Origin of the sequence: Cupriavidus sp. OTU4054, assembly GCF_038440175.1 — a bacterium.
Lineage (GTDB): Bacteria > Pseudomonadota > Gammaproteobacteria > Burkholderiales > Burkholderiaceae > Cupriavidus > Cupriavidus pauculus_D.
The window spans coordinates 42,376-67,149 of sequence record NZ_JASATF010000022.1; the positions used below are offsets into that span (position 1 = coordinate 42,376).

20 protein-coding genes and 1 pseudogene are annotated in these 24,774 nt (G+C 67.1%); 19 read left to right on the forward strand and 2 right to left on the reverse strand.

Going from position 1 to position 24,774, the window contains the following annotated elements:
• Positions 1–3 precede the first annotated feature (3 nt).
• Positions 4–798, forward strand: coding sequence for a hydroxyacylglutathione hydrolase (gloB, locus tag AAHB16_RS23290; RefSeq protein WP_342052102.1), 795 nt, complete (start codon positions 4–6; stop codon positions 796–798).
• Positions 799–878: 80 nt separating this feature from the next.
• Here gloB and AAHB16_RS23295 read toward each other — a convergent pair whose 3' ends face one another.
• Positions 879–1,040, reverse strand: coding sequence for a hypothetical protein (locus tag AAHB16_RS23295; protein ID WP_223851401.1), 162 nt, complete (start codon positions 1,038–1,040; stop codon positions 879–881).
• On the opposite strand from AAHB16_RS23295, the gene AAHB16_RS23300 reads away from it, so the two are divergent.
• The 15 genes and pseudogenes from AAHB16_RS23300 (at position 1,027) to AAHB16_RS23370 (ending at position 20,470) form a co-directional block, all read left to right on the forward strand.
• Entirely contained in the window at positions 1,027–2,604 is a 1,578-nt protein-coding gene (locus AAHB16_RS23300; protein ID WP_223851402.1) for a transglycosylase SLT domain-containing protein, read from the forward strand. The two genes, AAHB16_RS23295 and AAHB16_RS23300, sit on opposite strands and share 14 nt — an antisense overlap.
• A 142-nt stretch (positions 2,605–2,746) precedes the next feature.
• Complete coding sequence (locus tag AAHB16_RS23305; protein WP_342052103.1) at positions 2,747–3,868, forward strand: glycerophosphodiester phosphodiesterase family protein; 1,122 nt, start codon at positions 2,747–2,749, stop codon at positions 3,866–3,868.
• Positions 3,869–3,947: 79 nt separating this feature from the next.
• Positions 3,948–5,840: a propionate--CoA ligase gene (locus AAHB16_RS23310; RefSeq protein ID WP_342052104.1), complete on the forward strand. Its 1,893-nt coding sequence runs from the start codon at positions 3,948–3,950 to the stop codon at positions 5,838–5,840.
• Positions 5,841–5,961: 121 nt separating this feature from the next.
• Positions 5,962–8,292, forward strand: a complete 2,331-nt coding sequence (locus AAHB16_RS23315) for a bifunctional salicylyl-CoA 5-hydroxylase/oxidoreductase (protein WP_342052105.1) — start codon at positions 5,962–5,964, stop codon at positions 8,290–8,292.
• An 8-nt stretch (positions 8,293–8,300) separates the two neighbouring features.
• Positions 8,301–9,113 carry an SDR family NAD(P)-dependent oxidoreductase gene (locus tag AAHB16_RS23320; RefSeq protein ID WP_342052106.1) on the forward strand — a complete coding sequence of 271 codons (813 nt, stop codon included), beginning with the start codon at positions 8,301–8,303 and terminating at the stop codon, positions 9,111–9,113.
• 28 nt (positions 9,114–9,141) lie between these two features.
• The gene (locus AAHB16_RS23325; protein WP_446718127.1) at positions 9,142–10,017 is read left to right on the forward strand and encodes an enoyl-CoA hydratase family protein; all 876 of its coding nucleotides are present in this window, start codon (positions 9,142–9,144) and stop codon (positions 10,015–10,017) included.
• 17 nt (positions 10,018–10,034) lie between these two features.
• Positions 10,035–11,195, forward strand: a pseudogene (locus AAHB16_RS23330) (acyl-CoA dehydrogenase family protein); the annotation flags it as partial.
• Positions 11,196–11,278: 83 nt separating this feature from the next.
• Positions 11,279–12,943 carry an AMP-binding protein gene (locus AAHB16_RS23335; protein WP_342052107.1) on the forward strand — a complete coding sequence of 555 codons (1,665 nt, stop codon included), beginning with the start codon at positions 11,279–11,281 and terminating at the stop codon, positions 12,941–12,943.
• A complete protein-coding gene (locus AAHB16_RS23340; RefSeq protein ID WP_223851404.1) occupies positions 12,940–13,383 on the forward strand; it encodes an acyl-CoA thioesterase in 444 nt (147 codons plus the stop codon). Before AAHB16_RS23335 ends, AAHB16_RS23340 begins: the two co-directional genes overlap by 4 nt.
• Positions 13,380–13,796 (forward strand): RidA family protein, encoded by a 417-nt coding sequence (locus AAHB16_RS23345; protein ID WP_150371235.1) that lies wholly within the window; start codon positions 13,380–13,382, stop codon positions 13,794–13,796. The genes AAHB16_RS23340 and AAHB16_RS23345 overlap by 4 nt, the downstream gene beginning before the upstream one ends.
• A 280-nt stretch (positions 13,797–14,076) precedes the next feature.
• Positions 14,077–15,213 carry a glutamine-hydrolyzing carbamoyl-phosphate synthase small subunit gene (gene carA, locus AAHB16_RS23350; protein ID WP_150371236.1) on the forward strand — a complete coding sequence of 379 codons (1,137 nt, stop codon included), beginning with the start codon at positions 14,077–14,079 and terminating at the stop codon, positions 15,211–15,213.
• A gap of 34 nt (positions 15,214–15,247) precedes the next feature.
• Positions 15,248–15,928 carry a leucine efflux protein LeuE gene (leuE, locus tag AAHB16_RS23355; RefSeq protein WP_342052108.1) on the forward strand — a complete coding sequence of 227 codons (681 nt, stop codon included), beginning with the start codon at positions 15,248–15,250 and terminating at the stop codon, positions 15,926–15,928.
• A 73-nt stretch (positions 15,929–16,001) separates the two neighbouring features.
• On the forward strand, positions 16,002–19,250 hold the full coding sequence (gene carB, locus AAHB16_RS23360) for a carbamoyl-phosphate synthase large subunit (RefSeq protein ID WP_150371238.1): 3,249 nt from the start codon (positions 16,002–16,004) through the stop codon (positions 19,248–19,250).
• Positions 19,251–19,476: 226 nt separating this feature from the next.
• A complete protein-coding gene (greA, locus tag AAHB16_RS23365) occupies positions 19,477–19,953 on the forward strand; it encodes a transcription elongation factor GreA (protein ID WP_109580648.1) in 477 nt (158 codons plus the stop codon).
• A gap of 13 nt (positions 19,954–19,966) precedes the next feature.
• Positions 19,967–20,470, forward strand: coding sequence for a DUF4149 domain-containing protein (locus AAHB16_RS23370; RefSeq protein ID WP_150371239.1), 504 nt, complete (start codon positions 19,967–19,969; stop codon positions 20,468–20,470).
• A 51-nt stretch (positions 20,471–20,521) separates the two neighbouring features.
• Here AAHB16_RS23370 and AAHB16_RS23375 read toward each other — a convergent pair whose 3' ends face one another.
• Complete coding sequence (locus AAHB16_RS23375; protein WP_150371240.1) at positions 20,522–21,025, reverse strand: YhbY family RNA-binding protein; 504 nt, start codon at positions 21,023–21,025, stop codon at positions 20,522–20,524.
• A 125-nt stretch (positions 21,026–21,150) separates the two neighbouring features.
• On the opposite strand from AAHB16_RS23375, the gene AAHB16_RS23380 reads away from it, so the two are divergent.
• The 3 genes from AAHB16_RS23380 (at position 21,151) to folP (ending at position 24,767) form a co-directional block, all read left to right on the forward strand.
• A complete protein-coding gene (locus AAHB16_RS23380; RefSeq protein WP_150371241.1) occupies positions 21,151–21,816 on the forward strand; it encodes an RlmE family RNA methyltransferase in 666 nt (221 codons plus the stop codon).
• A 127-nt stretch (positions 21,817–21,943) separates the two neighbouring features.
• Positions 21,944–23,830: an ATP-dependent zinc metalloprotease FtsH gene (ftsH, locus tag AAHB16_RS23385; protein ID WP_150371242.1), complete on the forward strand. Its 1,887-nt coding sequence runs from the start codon at positions 21,944–21,946 to the stop codon at positions 23,828–23,830.
• A 79-nt stretch (positions 23,831–23,909) separates the two neighbouring features.
• The gene (gene folP / locus AAHB16_RS23390; RefSeq protein ID WP_342052109.1) at positions 23,910–24,767 is read left to right on the forward strand and encodes a dihydropteroate synthase; all 858 of its coding nucleotides are present in this window, start codon (positions 23,910–23,912) and stop codon (positions 24,765–24,767) included.
• Positions 24,768–24,774 lie beyond the last annotated feature (7 nt).

A 24,774-nucleotide genomic window follows, 5' to 3' on the forward strand; every position in this document is an offset into this window, starting at 1 on the left:
CACATGTTGAAGGTGGAGCCAATCCCCGCATTCCAGGACAACTATATCTGGGCGATCCACGATGGGCATAGCGCCGCGATCGTGGACCCGGGTGAAGCCGCGCCCGTCGAGCGATTTCTCGCGGATCGGGGCCTGGCCCTGGGCGCTATTGTAATCACCCATCACCATGGGGATCACCAGGGCGGGGTCGCGGACCTGCTGGCCGCGCATCCGGACGGTCCCGATGGCGCCCCCGTTCCCGTGGTCGGCCCGGCCGGCGAACGCATCGGCGGCCGCACGCAGGCGGTGCGGGAAGGCGATACCGTCGCATTGCGGCATCCGGCGCTGACGCTGCGCGTGCTCGACGTGCCGGGCCACACGGCCGGCCACGTCGCGTACGTCGGCGAGGCGGACGGCCCCGCGCTGTTCTGCGGCGACACGATGTTCGCGAGCGGCTGCGGGCGGCTGTTCGAGGGCACGCCGGCCCAGATGCTGGACTCGCTGGACAAGTTCGCCGCGCTGCCGGGCGACACGCGCGTTTATTGCGCGCACGAATACACGCGCAGCAACGTGAAGTTCGCGCGCGCCGTGGAACCGGGCAACGCCGCGCTGGCCGCGTGGTCCGATCGCGTGGAGGCGCTGCGCGAGGCGGGGCAGCCGACGCTGCCGACGACCGTGGCGCACGAGCGCGCGGTCAATCCGTTCCTGCGATCGCGCGAGGCGTCGGTGCGGCAGGCCGTGCAGGCGCAGGGCGGCCAGATCGCCGATGACGCGTCCGCGTTTGGCGCGTTGCGGGCCTGGAAGGACTGCTTCCGCTAAGCGGCGGCCAGCAAAAAACGGGGTCTGGCGGGCGTCGATGGGGAAAATCTCATTGACGCGTCCCCGTCATTTCCATAGCATCATGCAAACTTTTTGGCGTCACTTTCCGAGAACTTAATGAAATTTGGTCGTCTTCTGGCGGTTTTTGCATGTGCCGCGCTGTTAGCAGCCTGCGCCAGCACACCGACCCCGCCCACCGGCAGCAGCGCCGGCGCTTCGACCGCCCTGGTGGACAGCAGCAAGAAGGATCCGCTCAACACGCTCAACAGCACCGGCACTGCGGGCAGCCTGTCGAGCAGCACCGTGATCAATGTCGATGAGGTCAGCGTGGACTGGATGCGCGGCCCGTCGACCGATATCTGGGACCGCATCCGCCGTGGCTTCGCGATGCAGGACCTCGAAGGCACGCTCGTTGACGATCGCACGCAATGGTATGCGGCGCGGCCCGAGTACATGGAGCGCATGGTCGGCCGGTCCAGCCGGTACCTGTACCACATCGTCGAGGAGCTCGAGCGGCGCAAGATGCCGACCGAGCTTGCTCTGCTGCCGTTCGTCGAAAGCGCGTTCAATCCGCAGGCGGAGTCCACGGCCAAGGCGGCCGGCATGTGGCAGTTCATCCCGAGCACGGGCAAGACGTACAACCTCAAGCAGAACATGTTCCGCGACGAGCGGCGCGACGTGCTCGCGTCCACGGACGCGGCGCTCGACTACCTCGGGCGGCTCTACGACATGTTCGGCGACTGGCACCTCGCGCTGGCGGCGTACAACTGGGGCGAGGGCGCGGTCTCGCGCGCGATCGCGCGCAACCAGGCGCGCGGCCTGCCCACGGACTACGCCAGCCTGACGATGCCGAACGAGACGCGCTATTACGTGCCGAAGCTGCAGGCGGTGAAGAACATCATCGCCAACCCGGCCGCGTACGGCGTGAAGCTGCCCGATATCCCGGACCATCCGTACTTCGTCACGGTGACCACGTCGCGCGATATCGACGTGGCGCTGGCGGCCAAGCTCGCGAACATGCCGATCGAGGAATTCAAGGCGCTGAACCCGTCGTTCAACAAGCCCGTGATCCTTGGCGCGGCGAATCCGCAGATCCTGTTGCCGTTCGATAACGCGGAACGCTTCCAGTACAACCTCAATACGTACCGGGGCGGCCTCTCCAGCTGGACTGCGGTGACCGTGGACAGCCGCGAGCGCGTCGAATCGCTGGCCGCGCGGCTCAACGTGGATGCCGACACGCTGCGCGAGATCAACCGGATTCCGAAGGGCATGCGCCTGAAGGCCGGCTCGACCGTGATGATTCCGCGCACGGGCCCGCACGATCAGGACATCAGCGCCACGCTGGCGGAGTCCGCGATGATGCTCGTGGAACCGGATGTGCCCGACGCGCAGCGCATCGTCGTCAAGGCGGGACGCCGCGATACCGTGTCCAGCGTCGCGCGCCGGTACGGCGTGTCGGTGCGCCAGGTGCAGTCGTGGAACAAGCTGTCCGGCAGCAAGCTCGTATCGGGGCAGAGCCTCGTGCTGATGGTGCGGCCGTCGGTGGCCGCGCGCGCGGCGGCCGAGCCCGATCCGCCCCCGCGCGTCGATGCACCGGCGGCAAAGGGCCGCTCCGCGCGCGCCGCGCACGAGGTGCAGGCCCATGGCAAGGCGCGCGCCGAGCCCGTGCGCCGCGTCGCCGCGGAACCCGCCGCGCGCAAGTCGGCCAAGCCGACCGGCAGCGCCAAATCGGGCGCGACCAAAGCGGCCGCGCCCGCGCCGGCCAAGCCCGCGCCGAAGGCGAGCGCGAGCAAGCGCGCGCATTGAATTTCGGCGAACGACGATCTGAAAAGCTGCACGATATGCGCCGCGCTTGATTGGGATCAAGCAAGTGCGGCGCGCCGGGGCGAAACCGGGCACCGCCGCACGGGGTTGCACTCTGACGAAGACCTCGTCAACGGAGTCAACCATGTCGCGCAGACGTTTCACCACGTTGTTGCTGATGTCCACGAGTGTCACGATGGCGGCGTCCTGTTCGCCCACCGTGGTGCTGCCGGCAGCGGTGCCTTCCACCGTGCCTTCCACCGCGCCTTCGACTGCAGCGGGATCTCCGGCGCCGTCCGGCAAGACGTCCGTGTCCCCCGACACTTCTGCCAACGCGAGTCCCCCGGCCCCACCAAGCTTCCCCCGGCTCGTCGCCCACCGCGGCGGCACGCAGGACCGGCCCGAGAACACGCTCCTGGCCATCGAGACCGCGCTGGCCAATGGCGCCGACATGATCTGGCTCACGGTGCAGCTGAGCGCGGACGATGTGCCCGTGCTCTACCGTCCCGCCGACCTGTCCAGCCTGACCGAGGGCAAGGGCCCCGTGGCCGGCATGACGTTCGCGCAGCTGCAGCAGCTGAACGCCGGCTGGAACTTCACGGGCCCCGTTGCCACACAGCCCCCCATCTATCCCTATCGCACGCGTCCGGTCCGCATCCCGTCGCTGCGCGAGGCCTTGCAGCGCATTCCCGACGCGGTGCCCGTGGTGCTCGACATGAAGGCGCTGCCGGCCGCCGCGCAGACGGTGGCCGTGGCCAAGGTGCTCGATGCGGAGCGCGCCTGGGGGCGGGTGCTCATCTACTCGACGGAAGCCGACTATCAGCGCACGTTCGGGTCGTATCCCAGGGCGCGCCTGTTCGAGTCGCGCGACGCCACGCGGCAGCGGCTCGTCGATATGACGCTGGGCGGGCGCTGCGATGCGCCGGGCAACGGCACCTGGGCCGGGTTCGAGTTGCGGCGCAAGGTCACGGTCACCGAGACGTTCACGCTCGGCAAGGGCGAGACGACGACGAACGCGGCGTTCTGGAATGCGCGGACCGTTGCCTGCTACCGTTCGCGCAGCGCGGTGAATCTGGTTGCCTTCGGGGTAAACGACGAGGCCGGATATTGCGAGGCGATGCGTCTCGGCGTGGATGCAGTCATGGTAGATTCTCCGACACGAATGCGCGCGATACGCGCCAGGCTCAAGACGTTGCCCGCACCCTGCGTGCGGGACGCGGCGAGTGCCCTGAATACCCCTGGCGCCCCGGTCACACCGAACAAGTAGCCGGCCGGCCCGCCATCCCTCGGGCGTTGGCAGGCACGTGCCGGCAGGATTTGCAGGCAACGCAGGAGGAGACGACATCATGACGGCAAGCCGTGCCATGCACGCGCGGTCGCTCGCCGACCCCCAGGGGTTCTGGGCCGAGCAGGCGGCGCGTATCGAGTGGGAAACACCGTTCGAGCGCGTGCTCGACGACAGCCGCGCGCCGTTCGCGCGCTGGTTCGTCGGCGGGCGCACCAATATCTGCCACAACGCGATCGACCGGCACCTGCCCGAGCGGGCGCAGTCGCGCGCGCTGGTCTACGTATCGACGGAGACCGGCGACGAGCGTGTCTACACGTACGCGCAGCTGCACGACGAGGTGCAGCGCATGGCCGCGATACTTCAGGCGCTCGGTGTGCACAAGGGCGATCGCGTGCTCGTCTATATGCCGATGATTCCCGAGGCGCTCTTTGCGATGCTCGCCTGCACGCGCATCGGCGCGATCCATTCGGTCGTGTTCGGCGGGTTTGCCTCGGTCAGCCTGGCCGCACGCATCGACGATGCGCGGCCGGCCGTGATCGTCAGTGCCGACGCGGGCTCGCGCGCGGGCAAGGTCGTGCCCTACAAGCCGTTGCTGGACGAGGCCATTCGGCTGGCATCGCACAAGCCCGAAAAGGTGCTGCTCGTGGATCGCAAGCTGGCGGACATGCCGCGCGAGGCGGGCCGCGACGAGGACTACGCAGGCTGGCGCGAGCGTGTGGCCGGCACCGAGGTGCCGTGTGTCTGGCTCGAATCCAGCGAGCCGTCGTATGTGCTCTACACCTCGGGCACCACGGGCAAGCCCAAGGGTGTGCAGCGCGATACCGGCGGCTATGCGGTGGCGCTCGCGACGTCGATGGAATACATCTTCTGCGGGAAGCCTGGCGACACGATGTTCACGGCGTCCGATGTCGGCTGGGTGGTCGGCCACAGCTATATCGTCTATGCGCCGCTGCTCGCGGGCATGAGCACGGTCATGTACGAGGGCACCCCGGTCCGGCCCGATGGCGGCATTCTGTGGAAGCTCGTGGAGCAGTACGGCGTGAACATGCTGTTCACCGCGCCGACCGCGATCCGCGTGCTCAAGAAGCAGGACCCGGCGCTGCTGCGCAAGTACGACCTGTCGAGCCTGCGGCTGCTGTTTCTGGCCGGCGAGCCGCTCGACGAGCCGACCGCCCGGTGGATTCAGGATGGCATCGGCAAGCCCGTGGTGGACAACTACTGGCAGACCGAATCGGGGTGGCCGATCATCGCGATCCAGCGCGGGGTGGAGGCACTGCCCGCCAAGCTCGGTTCGCCCGGGGTGCCGGCCTATGGATATGACCTGCGCATCGTCGACGAGACCACCGGCGAGGAGTGCCCGCCGGGGCAGAAGGGCGTGGTGGCGATCGACTATCCGTTGCCGCCGGGTTGCATGAGCACGCTATGGGGCGATGACGACCGCTTCGTGCGCACGTACTGGACCGCGGTGCCCAATCGCCGCTGCTATTCCACGTTCGACTGGGGTGTGCGGGACGAGGATGGCTATGTGTTCATCCTTGGCCGGACCGACGACGTGATCAACGTGGCGGGGCACCGGCTCGGCACGCGCGAGATCGAGGAGAGCCTGTCCTCGCACGCGGGCGTGGCCGAGGTGGCGGTGGTGGGCGTGCAGGACGCGCTCAAGGGGCAGGTGGCGATGGGCTTCTGCATCGCGCGCGATGCCGGGCGCACGGCAACGACCGCGGACCGGATGGCGCTCGAGGGCGAACTGATGAAGACCGTAGACCAGCAACTGGGTGCCGTCGCACGGCCGTCGCGCGTGTATTTCGTGAATGCGCTGCCGAAAACGCGCTCGGGCAAGCTGCTGCGGCGCGCGATCCAGGCGGTGGCCGAAGGGCGCGACCCCGGCGATCTGACGACGATCGAGGATCCGACGGCGCTGGAGCAGATCAAGGCGGCGATGGCAGAGTAACGCCGCTTGGGGGGGGGGCAAGGGGGAGGGGAGATCCCCCTTGCCACGCGCCGAACCCTGTCCTAATATTTTAGGCATCAACTATTTAACCCTAATAAAAACAGCGGCAGGAGGCGGAGCAATGCGCGTGCTGTGCATCGGCGGTGGCCCGGCCGGCCTGTATTTCGGGCTGCTGATGAAACTGCGGAACCCCGCCAGCGAGGTGGTGGTGGTCGAGCGCAACCGCCCGTACGACACGTTTGGCTGGGGCGTCGTGTTCTCCGATGCCACGGTGGACAACCTCCGGCAGGCCGATGCCGCCAGCGCGCGCGATATCGATGCCGCGCTCAACCAATGGGACGATATCGATATCCATATCGCGGGCCGCACGATCCGCTCCGGCGGCCACGGCTTTATCGGTATCGGCCGCAGGAAGCTGCTCAATATCCTGCAGGCGCGCTGCGAGGCGCTTGGCGTGCGGCTGGTGTTCGAAACCGACGTCGCCGACGACCAGGCGCTGGCCAGGCAGTACGGCGCGGACATCGTGATTGCCGCCGACGGTATCAACAGCCGCATCCGCGCGCGTTATGCCGAAACGTTCGCGCCCGATATCGATACGCGCCGGTGCCGCTTCGTCTGGCTTGGCACGCACAAGCGCTTCGACGCGTTCACGTTCGCGTTCGAACGTACCGAACACGGCTGGTTTCAGGCCCACGCCTATCGCTTCGACGACGACACCTCGACGTTTATCGTCGAGGCACCCGAGGCGGTCTGGCAGGCGGCAGGCATCGACCGCATGAGTCAGGAAGAGGGCGTGGCGTACTGCGAGCGTCTGTTCGCGCGCTACCTCGACGGGCATCGTCTCATCAGCAACGCCACGCATCTGCGCGGCTCCGCCAACTGGATCCGCTTTCCGCGCGTGATCTGCAAGCGCTGGGTGCACTGGCATACGTTCGACGACGGCCGTCGTGTGCCGGTGGTCCTGATGGGCGATGCCGCCCATACCGCGCATTTCTCGATCGGGTCCGGTACCAAACTCGCGCTCGAAGATGCCATCGACCTTGCGGCCGAGATCGCGCGCGAGGGCGGTGACGTGACGGGACTTGCCGCGGCGCTCGCGCGCTATGAGGCCACGCGCGGTGTCGAGGTGCTCAAGATCCAGAACGCCGCGCGCAACTCCACCGAATGGTTCGAGAACGTCGAACGCTACGCGGGGCTGGCGCCCGAGCAGTTCGCCTACTCGCTGCTGACGCGTTCGCAGCGCATTTCGCACGAGAACCTGCGCGTGCGCGATGCCGCCTACGTCGGCGGCTACGAGCAGTGGCTCGCGGGCCGCGCGGGCGTGGACGGCCGCGTGCCGCCGATGTTCACGCCGTATCGCGTGCGCGCGCTGACGCTGAAGAACCGTGTGGTGGTGAGCCCGATGGCGATGTATTCGGCCGTGGATGGGGTGCCCGGCGATTTCCACCTCGTGCACCTCGGCGCCCGCGCGCTCGGCGGTGCCGCGATGGTCATGGCGGAGATGACGTGCGTGTCGCCCGATGCGCGCATCACGCCCGGGTGTCCGGGTTTGTGGAACGACGCGCAGCGCGATGCATGGCGACGGATCGTGGATTTCGTGCATGGCGGTAGCGACGCGCGCATGGCGATCCAGCTGGGGCACGCGGGGCGCAAGGGATCCACGCAGGTGGGGTGGGAGCGCATGGACCATCCGCTGGCGCATGGCAACTGGCCGTTGATATCGGCCTCGGCACTGCCGTATCTGCCGGGCATCTCGCAGACGCCGCGTGCGATGACGCGCGCGGACATGGACCGCGTGCGGGACGACTTCGTGGCCAGTGCGCGGCGCGCGGCGGAGGCGGGATTCGACTGGCTCGAGCTGCATTGCGCGCACGGATACCTGCTGTCGAGCTTTATCTCGCCGCTGACGAACCGGCGCGACGATTCGTACGGTGGATCGCTGGCCAACCGGTTGCGGTATCCGCTCGAGGTATTTGCCGCGGTGCGGGCCGTGTGGCCCGAGGCGCGGCCGATGTCGGTGCGGATCTCCGCGCACGACTGGGTGGAGGGCGGCATGACGGCCGACGATGCGGTGGAGATCGCGCGCGCGTTTCGGCTTGCGGGGGCGGACATGATCGACTGCTCTTCGGGGCAGGTGAGTCCGGATCAGGCACCCGTGTATGGGCGCATGTACCAGACACCGTTCGCGGACCGGATTCGCAACGAGGCGGGCATCCCGACGATCGCGGTCGGGGCGATCTTCGAGGCCGATCACGTGAACGGCATCATCGCGGCGGGCCGCGCGGACCTGTGCGCGATCGCGCGGCCGCACCTCGCCGATCCCGCGTGGACGCTGCACGAAGCGGCCCGCGCCGGCGTGCGCGACGTCGCGTGGCCCCGGCAGTATCTGGCCGGCAAGCAGCAGCTGGAAACCAACCTCGCGCGGGCGTCGGCGCCCACGCCGGATCATTGAGCGTGACGATGGACTCGCCAAGGGAAGCTTCCACTCTGGCCGGCCGCCACGCCCTCGTCACCGGCGGCAGTCGCGGGATCGGTGCCGCGATTGCGCGGCGGTTGCTGGCCGATGGCGCGGTCGTCACGCTGCTCGGCCGCAATGCGAGCGCGGCAGCCACGCTCGAGGCGACCGCACACGCATTGCGCGCCGACACCGGTGGCCGCGTGCATACGGTGACGGCCGACGTGACCGATGCCGACAGCATCGTCACGGCGATGGCGCACGCCGCGCGGCAGGCGGGCCCCGTGCAATTGCTCGTCAACAACGCCGGGCAGGCCGCCAGCGCGCCATTCGGCAAGACCGGCCTCGACACCTGGCGCCGCATGCTCGACGTCAACCTCACCGGCACCTTCGTCTGCACGCAGGCCGCGCTGCCCGCCATGCTCGAAGCCGGCTGGGGCCGCATCGTCAACGTGGCGAGCACGGCCGGCCTCGTCGGCTACAGCTACGTCAGCGCGTACTGCGCGGCCAAGCATGGCGTGATCGGCCTGACGCGCGCGCTCGCGCTCGAACTGGCCACGAAAGGGGTGACCGTCAACGCGGTCTGCCCCGGCTTTACGGAAACCGACATCGTGCGCGATGCCGTCGCGACGATCGTCGGCAAGACCGGCCGCACGGCAACGGAGGCCCGCGCCGAGCTCGCCGCCCGCAATCCGCAGCGGCGCCTCGTGCAGCCCGAGGAAGTCGCCGACGCCGTCGCGTGGCTATGCCAGCCCGCCGCCGCCGCGATCACGGGGCAGGCCATTCCGGTGGCCGGCGGCGAAGTGATGAGCGGCTGAACATTCGAAAAAACGAGCGAGACCCGACATGAGCGACCTCCCATCCCTCGCGAAAGCGGACACGGATCCCCCGATGCACCATCACAAGCGCGACCTCGCCGCCTATCGCGCCACCCACTTCCTGTGGTCCGCGTCCCCCGACGGCAAGATCGGCACGATCACGCTGAACCGCCCCGAGCGCAAGAACCCGCTGACGTTCGACGCCTACGCGGAATTGCGCGACCTGTTCCGCGCGCTGGCTTACGCGCGCGATATCAAGGCCGTGGTGGTGACCGGCGCGGGCGGCAACTTCTGCTCGGGCGGCGACGTGCACGAGATCATCGGCCCGCTCACGCGCATGACGATGCCCGAGTTGCTCGACTTCACGCGCATGACGGGCGACCTCGTCAAGGCCATGCGTGCCTGTCCGCAACCGGTGATCGCCGCGGTCGATGGCGTCTGCGCGGGCGCCGGCGCGATGATGGCGCTCGCATCGGACCTGCGCCTCGGCACGGCGCGGGCCAGGACCGCATTCCTGTTCGTGCGTGTCGGCCTGGCCGGCGCGGACATGGGCGCCTGCTCGCTGCTGCCCCGCGTGATCGGGCAGGGACGCGCGGGCGAGTTGCTCTACACGGGCCGATCGATGTCGGCGGAGGAGGGCCTGGCATGGGGCTTCTTCAATGCGCTGCACACGCCCGACACGCTGCAGGAGGCCGCCTGCACGCTGGCCGCGCAAATCGCGTCCGGCCCGACCTTCGCGCATGGCGTCACCAAGAAGCTGCTCCATCAGGAATGGAACATGGGACTCGACGAAGCCATCGAAGCGGAGGCCGAAGCGCAGGCCATCTGCATGCAGACGCGCGACTTCCGGCGCGCCTACGATGCATTCGTCGCGAAGCGGCAGCCCGTGTTCGAAGGCGATTGACCCACCGAGGCGCATCGATGGCTGACCGAACCTATCTCGACCTGCCGTTTCTCGACGACGCCCACCGCGCGCTCGAGCGTGACCTCGATGCATGGTGCGAGCACGCGCTGCGGGATATCGATCATGCGGACACCGATCGTGCCTGTCGCGCGCTCGTGCGCGCGCTCGGGGAAGCGGGATGGCTGCGCTACTGTGTACCCGCCGCGCACGGCGGCGCGCTGCCCGCGCTCGATTCGCGCGCGCTGTGCATCGTTCGCGAAACGCTCGCGCGGCACGACGGGCTTGCCGATTTCGCATTTGCGATGCAGGGTCTGGGCTCGGGGGCGATCACGCTTGCGGGCGACGACGCGCTGCGCGCGCGCTATCTGCCACGCGTCGCGCGCGGGGAGGCCATCGCCGCGTTTGCGCTGTCCGAGCCCGATGCGGGTTCCGATGTGGCCGCCATGCGGTGTCAGGCCACGCTGTCGGCCGACGGCAGCCACTATGTGCTCGACGGCGCCAAGACGTGGATCTCCAACGGCGGGATTGCCGACTTCTACTGCGTGTTCGCGCGTACCGGTGAAGCGCCGGGCGCGCGCGGTATCACGGCCTTTGTCGTCGACGCCGATACGCCGGGACTGACGATCGCCGAACGCATCGCGGTGATCGCGCCGCATCCGCTTGCCACGCTGCGGTTCGACCGGTGCCGCGTGCCGGTCTCGCAGCGGCTCGGCGAGGCGGGGCAGGGGTTCAAGGTCGCGATGATGACGCTCGATATCTTTCGCGCGTCGGTGGCCGCCGCCGCGCTGGGCTTCGGGCGTGCAGCGCTCGACGATGGGCTGGCGCGCGCGACATCGCGCGAGATGTTCGGCGGCAAGCTGGCCGACCTGCAGCTGACGCAGGCTGCCATCGGCGAGATGGCCACCGCGATCGATGCGGCGGCGCTGCTCACCTATCGCGCGGCGTGGCTGCGCGACGTGCGGCAGGTGCGCACGTCGCGCGAGGCCGCGATGGCCAAGATGGTCGCGACCGAGAACGCGCAGCAGGTCATCGACCGCGCGGTGCAGATCTTCGGCGGGCTCGGCGTCAAGGTTGGCACGCGGGTGGAACGGCTATACCGCGAGATTCGCGCGCTGCGCATCTACGAAGGCGCGACCGAGGTCCAGAAGCTGATCATCGCGCGCGAGACGCTGCGCGCGTTCGCCGACCCACGTGCCGCGGCGGCAGCCCGCCCGCGCGCCGGGGCGCAGACCGAAGCGCCAGTCCCCACCGGGAGGCCCGCATGAGCGCCACCACCGACACCGCCCACTACGACACGTTCGCGCGCGACCGGCTGCCGCCGCGCGACGCGTGGCCTGCGTTCCGGTTCAATGCCGACACCGGCTATCCCTCGCGCCTCAACTGCGTAACCGAACTGCTCGACCGCCACATCGCGGAAGGGCGCGGCGCGCGCGTCGCCATACGGCATGCGCAAGGCACCGTCACCTATGCCGAGCTCGCCGCGCGCGTCGACCGCATCGCACACGTGCTCGTCGGCGAGATGGGGCTCGTGCCCGGCAACCGCGTGCTGCTCCGCGGCCCGAACAACCTGATGATGGCCGCAAGCTGGCTCGCCGCGGTCAAGGCCGGCATGATCGTCGTGCCGACCATGCCGCTGCTGCGCGCGAAGGAACTCAGGCAGATCATCGACAAGGCCCGGGTCTCGGCGGCTCTGTGCGACGCCCGCCTGCGCGAGGAGCTCGAAGCCAACCTCCGGCCCGACAGCGAGTTCCACTGCCCAACCCTCACGGCCGCGCCCGGCAAGGTGCGCTACTTCAACGGCGAGGGCGAGGGCGCGCTCGAAACCTCGATGGCCCGCGCGGCGCAACAGGGCCCGTTTCCCGCATGCGACACCGCCGCCGACGATATCTGCCTGATCGCGTTCACCAGCGGCACCACGGGCCAGCCCAAGGGCTGCATGCATTTCCATCGCGATGTGCTCGCGATGTGCGACACGTTCCCGCGCCACGTCCTGAAGCCCACCCCCGACGACGTGTTCTGCGGCACGCCGCCGCTGGCCTTCACGTTCGGCCTCGGCGGCATGCTGTGCTTCCCGTTGCGTATCGGCGCGAGCGCGGTGCTGGCCGAGCGCCTCACACCCGAGACGCTGCTCGCACTGATTCAGACGCACCGCGCGACGATCGTCTTCACCGCGCCCACCTTCTATCGCCAGATGGCGGCACTCGCCCCGACATTCGACCTGCGTAGCCTGCGCAGGAGCGTGTCCGCCGGCGAGGCGCTGCCCGATGCCACGCGGACCGCATGGCGCGCGGCCACCGGCATCGAGATGACCGACGGCATCGGCGGCACGGAGATGATGCATATCTTCATCTCGAGCGCGGACGCCGACGTGCGCCCCGGCGCCATCGGCCGCGTGGTGCCCGGCTACGAGGCACGCATCGTCGATGAGGACATGCAGCCCGTGGCGCCCGGCACGCCGGGCCGGCTCGCGGTGCGCGGCCCCACAGGCTGCCGCTATCTGGACGACCCGCGCCAGCAGGCCTATGTGCGCGACGGCTGGAACCTGCCCGGCGACACGTTCGTCGCCGACGCCGACGGTTACTACTTCTATCAGGCGCGCTCGGACGACATGATCATCTCGGCCGGCTACAACATCGCGGGCCCGGAAGTGGAGGGCACGCTGATGCAGCATCCGTCCGTCGCCGAGTGCGGCGTGGTCGGCGGGCCCGACGCGGAACGCGGCCAGGTGGTAACGGCCTATGTGGTGCTGCGCGAAGGCGTGCCCGCGAACGAGGAGACGCGCGCCGCGCTGCAGGACTACGTAAAGCGGCATATCGCGCCGTACAAGTATCCGCGCCGGCTCGAGTTCGTGAGCGCGCTGCCGCGCACCGAAACCGGCAAGCTGCAACGATTCCGGCTGCGCCAGATGGCGCAGGGGCAGGCATGAGCGCCGTCGTGGGCAATGCTTTCCGCAGCACGGTGCGCGTGCGCTTCGGCCACTGCGACCCCGCGGGCATCGTGTTCTACCCGCGCTACTTCGAGATGCTCAACGATTTCGTCGAGGACTGGTTCGCGCAGGCGCTGCACTGGCCGTTCGACGTCATGCACGCGACGGACCGCGCGGGCGTGCCCACCGCGAGCCTCGAGTGCCGCTTTCACGCGCCGAGCCGGCTCGGCGAACCGCTGACGCGCGAACTGCGCGTCGCGCACGTCGGGCAGTCGAGCTGCGTGCTCGATATCCGCTTTGCCGGTCCCGCCGGCGATATCCGATTGACCGCGGCGCCGCGGCTGGTCTGCGTGGACCTCGACAGCCTCGCGCCACGGCCGCTGCCCGCAACCGTCCGTGCCGCCATGGACGCCTTTCATATGACGGAGACCCGCGCATGAAGACGCTGCAACCGCCCGGCTGGGCGCCCCCGCGTGGCTACGCCAACGGCATCATGGCCGAGATGCAGGCCGGCAGCCGGTTACTGTTCGTCGGCGGCCAGATCGGCTGGAATGCCGACCACGTGTTCGAGACCGACGATTTCGCGCAGCAGGTCGCGCAGGCGCTGCGCAATGTCGTGGCCGTGCTGGCCGCGGGCGGCGGCAGGCCCGAGCACATCGCGCGCATGACGTGGTACGTGACGGACCGTGACGAATACGTGGAAGCCTACAAGGCCGTCGGCGCGCATTACCGCGAGATCATCGGTCCGCATTACCCGGCCATGACCGCCGTGGAGGTGTCGGCACTGGTCGAGCCGCGCGCGCGGGTGGAGATCGAAGTGACTGCTATCGTGCCGCCCCCAGCCGCGCCATGAGCGCCGCCAAGTCCTTGAAAACTTGAGAAATTGGGCGGCGCAGGATATAATTCGAAAGTTTCGCTTTCAGAACCCTTCACCCTAGCGCCTACCGCCAACTACCGGAACTCCAACCTTCCGCCGTCCTCGGTCGCCCGTGACTCAGGCGAGCATTTTCCACATCGCACGATTCGGTTATTCGATATGTGCCAATGTGACGAAAACGCTGCCCACCGTCGCGACCCCGGGCAGGATGCGTTGAGCAGGTCGGTCACGGGGTGAATCCAGCAGGAGCCTACCCGTGTTACCGTCTTTTCCGTCCGCCATCCTCGCGCTTGCAGACGGCACGGTCTTTCGTGGCTATTCCATTGGCGCTTCCGGCCATACCATCGGCGAAGTGGTGTTCAACACCGCCATCACCGGTTATCAGGAAATCCTCACCGATCCCAGCTATTCCCGGCAGATCGTCACGCTGACGTATCCGCATATCGGCAATTACGGCGTGAACGTTGAGGATGTCGAAGCCACGAAAGTCCATGCCGCCGGCCTGATCATCAAGGATCTGCCGATCCTGGCCTCCAATTTCCGCAAGCAGCACACGCTCGGCCATTACCTCAAGCAGGAGAAGGTCGTTGCCATCGCCGGCATCGACACGCGCAAGCTCACGCGTATCCTGCGCGAGAAGGGCGCCCAGAACGGCTGCATCCTGGCCGGCGAGGACAATGTCCAGAAGGCCATCGACCTCGCGCGCTCGTTCCCCGGCCTGGCCGGCATGGACCTGGCCAAGGTCGTGTCCGTGCGCGAGCCGTACGAGTGGACGCAGTCGGAATGGTCCATCGAGTCGGGATACGGTACGCAGGACAAGCCGCAGTTCCACGTGGTCGCCTATGACTACGGCGTCAAGTTCAACATCCTGCGCATGCTCGCCGCGCGTGGCTGCAAGGTAACCGTGCTGCCCGCACAGGCCACCGCCGCCGACGCGCTCGCGCTGAATCCGGACGGCATCTTCCTGTCGAACGGCCCCGGCGATCCGGAGCCTTGCGACTACGCGATTGCCGCGACGCGCGAGTTCATCGCGCGCGGCATTCCGACGTTCGGCATCTGCCTGGGCCACCAGATCATGGCCCTCGCGGTGGGCGCCAAGACGCTGAAGATGAAGTTCGGCCACCACGGTGCGAACCATCCGGTCAAGGACATGGACGACGGTCGCGTCGTGATCACCTCGCAGAACCATGGCTTTGCCGTGGATGCGGACACGCTGCCGTCCAACGTGCGCGTCACGCACACGTCGCTGTTCGACGGTTCGCTGCAGGGTTTCGCGCTGACCGACAAGCCCGCGTTCTGCTTCCAGGGTCACCCGGAAGCCTCGCCGGGCCCGCACGACGTGGCGTACCTGTTCGACCGCTTCATCAAGCTGATGAAGGACGCGAAGCAGTAAGCCACCGGACGAGAACGAGACGAAAAGAGACGCGATGAACGCCTTCATGCACGCCAGCCTCGGCATTACCGATTTCTGGACCTTCCTGCTCGGCACGATCTTTATCGTGCTGCTGCCGGGGCCGAATTCGATGTATGTCCTGTCGGTCGCGGCCCAGCGCGGTATCCGCGCCGGCTATCGCGGCGCGTGCGGCGTGTTTCTCGGCGATGCGATCCTGATGGTGCTGTCCGCCGCGGGCGTCGCGTCGCTGCTGAAGGCGAGCCCGGGCCTGTTCCACGTCGTCAAGTACGTGGGCGCGGGCTACCTCGCGTGGATCGGCCTGCAGATGCTGCGCGGCGCGGTGCGCGCGTGGCTGCGCCGCGGGGAGCCCGCGGAGGCTGCGGTGGAGCAGGTGCCGGCGGTGGGTGCATCGCCAAGCCCGTTCCGCAAGGCACTCGTCATCAGCCTGCTCAATCCGAAGGCGATCCTGTTCTTTATCTCGTTCTTCATCCAGTTCGTCGATCCGCAATTCGGCTACCCCGCGCTGTCGTTCGTCGCGCTGGGGCTCGTGTGCCAGGTCTGCAGCTTCGCGTACCTGACCACGATCATCCTCGTGGGCGCGCGGCTTGCCGACGCGTTCCGCCGGCGGCGCCGCCTTTCGGCGGGCATGACGAGCGGCGTCGGGGCGATGTTCCTGGGCTTCAGCGCCAAGCTGGCCACGGCCACCCTGAACTGACGAGCGGCCATATCCTGATATCCGGCGCGGTGCGCGACAGTTTCGCGCCACCGGCCAACAAAGAGAGCGTGCAATGCCAAAGCGCACAGACATTCAAACCATCCTCATCATCGGCGCGGGCCCGATCATCATCGGCCAGGCGTGCGAATTCGACTATTCGGGCGCACAGGCCTGCAAGGCGCTGCGCGAGGAAGGCTTCCGCGTGGTGCTGGTCAACTCGAACCCGGCCACGATCATGACGGACCCGAACACGGCCGACGTGACCTATATCGAGCCCATCACGTGGGAAGTCGTGGAACGCATCATCGCCAAGGAGCGCCCCGACGCGATCCTGCCGACGATGGGCGGCCAGACCGCGCTGAACTGCGCGCTGGACCTGCATCGCCATGGCGTGCTGGACAAGTACAAGGTGGAGCTCATCGGCGCGTCGCCCGAGGCGATCGACAAGGCCGAGGACCGCCAGAAGTTCAAGGACGCGATGACCAAGATCGGTCTCGGCTCGGCCAAGTCCGGCATCGCGCATTCGATGGACGAGGCGATGGCCGTGCAGGGCCGCATCGCGCAGGAAACCGGCACCGGCGGCTACCCGATCGTGATTCGCCCGTCGTTCACACTGGGCGGCACGGGCGGCGGTATCGCCTACAACCGCGAAGAGTTCGAAGAGATCTGCAAGCGCGGCCTGGACCTGTCGCCGACGCGCGAACTGCTGATCGAGGAATCGCTGCTCGGCTGGAAAGAGTACGAGATGGAAGTCGTGCGCGACCGCAACGACAACTGCATCATCATCTGCTCGATCGAAAACCTGGACCCGATGGGTATCCACACGGGCGACTCGATCACCGTCGCGCCGGCCCAGACGCTGACCGACAAGGAATACCAGATCCTGCGTAACGCCTCGCTGGCCGTGCTGCGCGAGATCGGCGTCGATACCGGCGGCTCGAACGTGCAGTTCTCGATCAACCCGGTCGATGGCCGCATGATCGTCATCGAGATGAACCCGCGCGTGTCGCGCTCGTCGGCACTGGCCTCCAAGGCCACGGGCTTCCCGATCGCGAAGGTCGCGGCGAAGCTGGCCGTCGGCTACACGCTCGACGAGCTCAAGAACGAGATCACCGGCGGCCAGACCCCGGCATCGTTCGAGCCGTCGATCGACTACGTGGTGACCAAGATCCCGCGTTTCGCGTTCGAGAAGTTCCCGCAGGCCGACAGCCACCTGACCACCCAGATGAAGTCGGTGGGCGAGGTGATGGCCATGGGCCGCACGTTCCAGGAGTCGTTCCAGAAGGCGCTGCGCGGCCTCGAGGTCGGCGTGGACGGCCTGGACGAGAAGTCCACCGACCGCGACGAAGTGATCGAGGAAATCGGCGAAGCCGGTCCGGACCGTATCTGGTACGTCGGCGACGCGTTCCGCCTGGGCATGTCGCTGGAAGAGGTGTATGCCGAGACCGCGATCGACCCGTGGTTCCTGGCCCAGATCGAAGACCTGGTCAAGACCGAAGGCGCGGTGCGCGCGCGCACGCTGGAAAGCCTGTCGGCCGCCGAGCTGCGCCACCTGAAGCAGAAGGGCTTCTCGGACCGCCGCCTGGCCCGCCTGCTCAAGACCGACGCCAAGGCCGTGCGCGAAGCGCGTATCGCCAGCAACGTGCGTCCGGTCTACAAGCGCGTGGACACCTGCGCCGCCGAATTCGCGACCAACACCGCGTACATGTACTCGACCTACGAGGCCGAGCATGGCGAGTGCGAAGCGGATCCGACCGGCAACCGCAAGATCATGGTGCTGGGCGGTGGCCCGAACCGGATCGGCCAGGGCATCGAGTTCGACTACTGCTGCGTGCACGCGGCGCTCGCGCTGCGCGAGGATGGCTATGAAACCATCATGGTCAACTGCAACCCGGAAACGGTTTCCACCGACTACGACACCTCGGACCGCCTGTACTTCGAGCCGCTGACGCTCGAGGACGTGCTCGAGATCGTGGACAAGGAAAAGCCCGTCGGCGTGATCGTCCAGTACGGCGGCCAGACCCCGCTGAAGCTCGCGCTGGATCTGGAAGCCAACGGCGTGCCCATCATCGGCACGAGCCCGGACATGATCGATGCTGCCGAAGACCGCGAGCGCTTCCAGAAGCTGCTCAACGAGCTCGGCCTGCGCCAGCCGCCCAACCGCACCGCGCGTGCCGAGGACGAAGCGCTGCGCCTGGCCGAGGAAATCGGCTACCCGCTCGTGGTGCGTCCATCGTACGTGCTGGGCGGCCGCGCGATGGAAATCGTGCACGAGCCGCGCGACCTCGAGCGCTACATGCGCGAGGCCGTCAAGGTATCGAACGACTCGCCGGTGCTGCTGGACCGCTTCCTGAACGACGCGATCGAGTGCGACGTCGATGCGCTGAGCGATGGCCAGCGCGTGTTCATCGGCGGCGTGATGGAGCATATCGAGCAGGCCGGCGTCCACTCGGGCGACTCCGCGTGCTCGCTGCCCCCGTACTCGCTGTCGCAGGAGACCGTGGACGAGCTCAAGCGCCAGACCGCCGCGATGGCCAAGGCGCTGAACGTGATCGGCCTGATGAACGTGCAGTTCGCGATCCAGCAGGCCGACGGCAAGGACACCGTCTACGTGCTGGAAGTGAATCCGCGCGCCTCGCGTACCGTGCCGTACGTGTCCAAGGCCACGGGCCTGTCGCTGGCCAAGATCGCCGCGCGCTGCATGGCCGGCCAGACGCTGGACTCGCAGGGCGTCGGCGCCGAGGTGGTGCCGCCGTATTTCAGCGTCAAGGAAGCGGTGTTCCCGTTCAACAAGTTCCCGGGCGTCGATCCGGTGCTTGGACCCGAAATGCGCTCGACCGGCGAAGTCATGGGCGTGGGCAAGGTGTTCGGCGAGGCGCTGTTCAAGAGCCAGCTCGCGGCCGGTTCGCGCCTGCCCGAGAAGGGCACCGTGCTGATCACGGTCAAGGACAGCGACAAGCCGCGCGCGGTGGGCGTGGCCCGCATGCTGCACGACCTGGGCTACCCGATCGTGGCGACGCGCGGCACGGCTTCGGCGATCGAGGCGGCCGGCATTCCGGTACGCACGGTCAACAAGGTCAAGGACGGCCGTCCGCATATCGTGGACATGATCAAGAACGGCGAACTCGCGCTGGTCTTCACGACCGTCGATGAGACGCGCACGGCCATCGCCGATTCGCGTTCGATCCGGATCGCCGCGCTGGCCAACCGCGTGCCTTACTACACCACGATCGCCGGCGCCCGCGCCGCGGTCGAGGGGCTCAAGCACATGCAGAGCCTCGAGGTGTACGACCTGCAAAGCCTGCACGCGTCGCTCGCCTGACGGGGCCTTCCCGCCGGTTCCCATTGCAACCCAACGTTGCACCGGGTTGATACCGGCGGGCGTAATGGCCTACACTACGTCGAATTCGCCGTTCGGTGAGTGTTGCGCCTGCGCATCACCCCGAACCTTCATCTGAAAGCCGCGGTCGAGCGGAAGTGCCTCTGGGGGAGCATCCCGGATGCATGGTTCCAGCTCCGCTGCGGCTCATTTTTTTGTTGAACGAGACATGAGCACCATTCCGATTACCAAGCGTGGCGCGGAACTCCTGAAGGAAGAGCTGCAGCGCCTCAAGGCCGTCGAACGCCCCGCGGTGATCAACGCCATCTCCGAAGCGCGCGCACAGGGCGACCTGTCCGAAAACGCCGAGTACGATGCCGCCAAGGAAAAGCAGGCGTTCATCGAGGGCCGGATCCTGGAAGTGGAAGCCAAGCTGTCCGCCGCGCAGGTCATCGACCCGACCCAGCTGGACACCGACGGCCGCATCGTCTTCGGCGCGACCGTGGACCTCGAAGACCTCGAGTCCGGCAAGAACGTGAGCTACCAGATCGTCGGCGACGACGAGGCCGATATCGACTCGGGCAAGATCTCGGTGAGCTCGCCCATCGCGCGCGCGCTGATCGGCAAGTTCGAGGGCGATGTGGCGACCGTGCTGGCCCCGGGTGGCGAGCGCGAATACGAAGTCGTGACCGTCCGCTACGTCTGACGGGCGCCCGGCTGTGTTCTCGTCTTCCTATTCGAACCTGCCCCCGCTACCGCATCGCATCTTCCTGCTGTTGACGGTGGTCTGGGCGGGCAGCCTGTGGACCGTCGGGTACATGGTCGCGCCGACGCTGTTTTCGGTGCTGCCCAGCCGGGAGACCGCCGGCATGATTGCCGGCCATCTGTTCCGTACCGAGGCGATTCTCGGCGTGACGATCGGCGTGCTCCAGCTCGTGCTGTGCAACGTGATGATCCGCCGCGGCGCGGCACGCTACCGCGCGCTGCGCTGGATCGTGCTGGCGATGCTGGTGTGCGTGCTGGCGGGGTATTTCGGCGTGCAGCCGTTTATGGAAAGCCTGCGCGCGAAGGCCCAGGCTGCCGGCGTGGGCGTCTCCGAATCGCAGTACAAGTCGCAGTTCGGCATGCTGCACGGCGTGTCGAGCGTGATCTACCTCGTGCACAGCGTGCTGGCGCTGGTGCTGGTGTGGCGCGCCTCGGCGCCGCGCTCGGCAGGGGAGTAGTGCATGCCCCTCTCCCGTGGGGAGAGGGCGAGAAGCATCGGTCCGGCGGAATCAGCCGAGCGACTTCTTCTTCTGGCTGGCGGGACGGGCGCGCGAGCGCTTGACCGTGCCGCCCGCGGTAACGCGTTCGTTGCCCAGTACGGTGACTTCCTTGCGCGTCGGGCGGCGATTCGGTGCCGCGCTGGGCTTGCGGATGGTCACGGTACGCGGCGCGGAGCCGCCCGAGCGCTTGAGCAGGCGGCGGCCGGTATCGTCGGCCTGGTTTTCCTTCAGGCGGGCCGGACCCGGACGCCAGACGACCAGCAGCTTGCCGATGTGCTGGATCGGGGCGGCGTCGAGCTCGTCGCAGATCGCTTCGTAAATGGCGATACGCGCGTCGCGTTCGTCGCCGAACACGCGGATCTTGATGAGATCATGTGCCGCCAGGCTGCGGTCGATCTCGGCCAGGACCGCGCGCGTGAGGCCTTCGCCGCCGACCATCACGACGGGATTGAGGCCGTGGGCACGGGAGCGGAGTTCGGAACGCTGGGCGGGAATCAGTTGTAGTGCGGGCATGGGATCTGCAAAGGCAAAGTGGCGCGTATTATCCGCCAAAACCGCGTCCGCAGGCGGTAAACATCAGGAAAAAGGGACAGATTCCTGCGCGAGATCATGAAACCTCGCACGGGGAACGGCACAGCATGGCCAAGAACAAGTTCAACCAGTCGTGGCTGCACGACCATATCAACGACCCTTACGTGAAGATGGCCCAGCGCGAGGGCTATCGCGCCCGGGCCGCCTACAAGCTCAAGGAAATCGACGAGCAGGACAAGCTGATCAAGCCGGGCAGCGTGGTCGTCGACCTCGGCGCCGCGCCGGGCAGCTGGAGCCAGTACGCCCGTAACCGGCTTGCGGCCTCGCCGCGCGCCAGGGACGGGAAAATCGACGGCGCCGTGGTGGCCATCGATATCCTGCCCATGGACCCGGTGGCCGACGTCACATTCATTCAGGGCGATTTTCGGGAGGAGTCGGTTTTCCGGCAGCTCGAATCGGTCGTGCTGGAAGCGTCCGGCGGGTCGAGAATCGACCTTGTTATCTCGGACATGGCCCCCAATTTGTCCGGTGTGGCCTCGGCCGATTCGGCGCGCATCGAGTATTTATGCGACCTGGCGCTGGAATTTGCCCAGGCGCACCTGAAGCCTGATGGTGCTTTGCTGGTAAAGTGTTTCCACGGTAGCGGCTACAGCCAGATCGTGGAAAAGTTCAAACGCCAGTTCAAGGTGGTCGCAAAGCGCAAGCCCAAGGCGTCGCGCGACAAATCGTCGGAAACCTTTATTCTTGGGCGGCATCTGAAATCGGTTGATTGAGGGGTCGATTGCGCCTATCCAGGCACTATCGCCCCGATAGTTTTGCGTTTCACCCCCAGGAACGGGCACTGCATTACAATGCAATGCAGCTATCCCGTTGGCAAGGCAATTGCAAAGGAGTTCGGCCTTGAATAACAACCTGTTTCAAAAGGCGGCAATCTGGCTCGTGATCGCGCTGGTATTGTTCACCGTCTTCAAGCAGTTCGACAAACCTCGCGCCCAGGACGGCGTCACCTATTCGCAGTTCATGGATGACGCAAAGAATGGCAAGGTGAGCCGCGTCGACGTGCAGGGCCGGAATCTGGTGGTGACACCGAAGGAAGGCACCAAGTACACCATCATCTCGCCGGGCGACATCTGGATGGTCGGCGATCTGATGAAGTACGGCGTGCAGGTCACCGGCAAGGCAGACGACGAGCCGAATGTCCTCGTACAGGCGCTCTATTATCTCGGGCCCACCCTGCTCATCATCGTGTTCTGGTTCTACATGATGCGGCAGATGCAGGGCGGCGGGAAAGGCGGTGCCTTCTCGTTCGGCAAGTCGCGCGCGCGCCTGATCGACGAGAACCAGAATGCGGTCACTTTCCAGGACGTTGCCGGGTGCGACGAATCCAAGGAAGAAGTGGTCGAGCTGGTCGACTTCCTGAAAGATCCGCAGAAATTCCAGAAGCTGGGCGGCCGTATCCCGCGCGGCGTGCTGCTGGTGGGCCCTCCGGGTACCGGCAAGACGCTGCTGGCGCGTGCCATCGCCGGCGAAGCCAAGGTGCCGTTCTTCAGCATCTCGGGTTCGGACTTCGTTGAAATGTTCGTCGGTGTGGGCGCCGCCCGCGTCCGCGACATGTTCGAAAACGCGAAGAAGCAGGCCCCCTGCATCGTGTTCATCGACGAAATCGACGCGGTCGGCCGCCATCGTGGCGCCGGCATGGGCGGCGGTAACGACGAGCGCGAACAGACGCTGAACCAGATGCTGGTCGAGATGGACGGCTTCGAGGCGAACTCGGGTGTGATCGTGATCGCCGCGACCAACCGTTCGGACGTTCTCGACAAGGCGCTGCTGCGTCCGGGCCGTTTCGACCGCCAGGTCTACGTCGGTCTGCCGGATATCCGCGGCCGCGAGCAGATCCTGAAGGTCCATATGCGCAAGGTGCCGATCGGCAACGACGTGGACGCATCGGTGATCGCGCGCGGTACCCCGGGCTTCTCGGGCGCCGACCTGGCCAACCTGGTCAACGAGGCCGCGCTGTTTGCCGCCCGCCGCAGCAAGCGTGTGGTGGACATGCAGGACTTCGAGGACGCGAAGGACAAGATCTACATGGGTCCGGAGCGCAAGTCGACGGTCATGCGCGAGGAAGAGCGCAAGGCCACGGCTTACCACGAGTCCGGCCACGCGGTGGTGGCAAAGCTGCTGCCGAAGGCCGATCCGGTGCACAAGGTCACGATCATGCCGCGCGGCTGGGCGCTGGGCGTGACCTGGCAGCTGCCGGAGCATGACAAGTATTCGAAGTACAAGGACAACATGCTCGAGGAGATCGCGATTCTCTTCGGCGGCCGTGCGGCGGAAGAGGTGTTCCTCAACGCCATGAGCACGGGGGCGTCCAACGACTTCGAGCGCGCCACCAAGATCGCCCGCGACATGGTGACCCGCTTCGGCATGAGCGACTCGCTCGGCGCGATGGTCTACGTCGATACCGAGCAGGACGGCATGTTCGGCAAGCTGTCGTCGAAGACCGTGTCCGAAGCCACGCAGGTGAAGGTCGATAGCGAGATCCGCCGCATCATCGACGAGCAATATGCGCTGGCCAAGCGCCTGCTCGAAGAGAACCGCGACAAGGTCGAAGCGATGACCAACGCGCTGATGGAGTGGGAAACGATCGACGCCGACCAGGTCAACGACATCATGGCCGGCAAGCCGCCGCGCCCGCCGCGTGGCGTGTCGGGTCCGAACGGTGGCGGCAACACGCCTTCGGGCGGTTCGCCGGTGACCCCGCCGAGCAACGCGCCCGCGACGGCCTGATCGTCCGCGACGCTGGAAAAAAAGCCGGTGCCTTTGGCACCGGCTTTTTTTCTTTTCGTTTTTTGGTACTCTCCCGTCGATGAGCACTTCCGTATTCCAGTGCGGGCGCTATCGCTTCGCCCGCGACCGCCGCCCGCTCGTGATGGGCATTCTCAACGTCACGCCCGATTCGTTTTCCGATGGCGGCCGCCATGCCTCGCGCGACGCCGCGCTGCGCCATGCGGAGCAGATGATCGCCGAGGGCGTGGACATCATCGATATCGGCGGCGAATCGAGCCGGCCCGGCTCCGCGGCGCTGCCGCTGGACGAGGAGCTCGCGCGCGTGATGCCGATCGTCGAGGCGCTGGCCGACTGCGGCAAGCCGCTGTCGATCGATACCTACAAGCCCGAGGTCATGCGTGCCGCGCTGGCGGGCGGAGCCGATCTGATCAACGATATCTGGGGGTTCCGCATGCCGGGCGCGGTGGAGGCCGTGGCCGGGGGCGACGCAGGGTTGTGCGTCATGCACATGCAGCGCGATCCGCAGACCATGCAGGAAGACCCGCAGTACACGGACGTGGTGGGGGAGGTGGCCGATTTCCTGCGGGAACGCGTGTCAACCCTGCGGACGGCGGGCGTGAGCGAGGCGCGCCTCTTGCTCGATCCGGGCTTTGGCTTTGGCAAGACACCGGATCATAATCTGCGTCTGCTCGCACAGTTGCCGCGGCTCGCGATCGATGACCTGCCGATTCTGGCGGGATTGTCGCGCAAGTCGACGCTCGGTGCGATCATCGGGGGCAAGCCGCCGATGCAGCGCGTGGCGGCGAGCCTGGCGGCCGCGGTCTGCGCCGCGGAGCGCGGCGCCTTTATCGTGCGCGTGCACGATGTAGAACAAACGGTGGACGCCCTCAGGACGTGGTGGGCGATCCGTCACGAATCGGTTGCCGCCGCACGCTGAGTGGCCT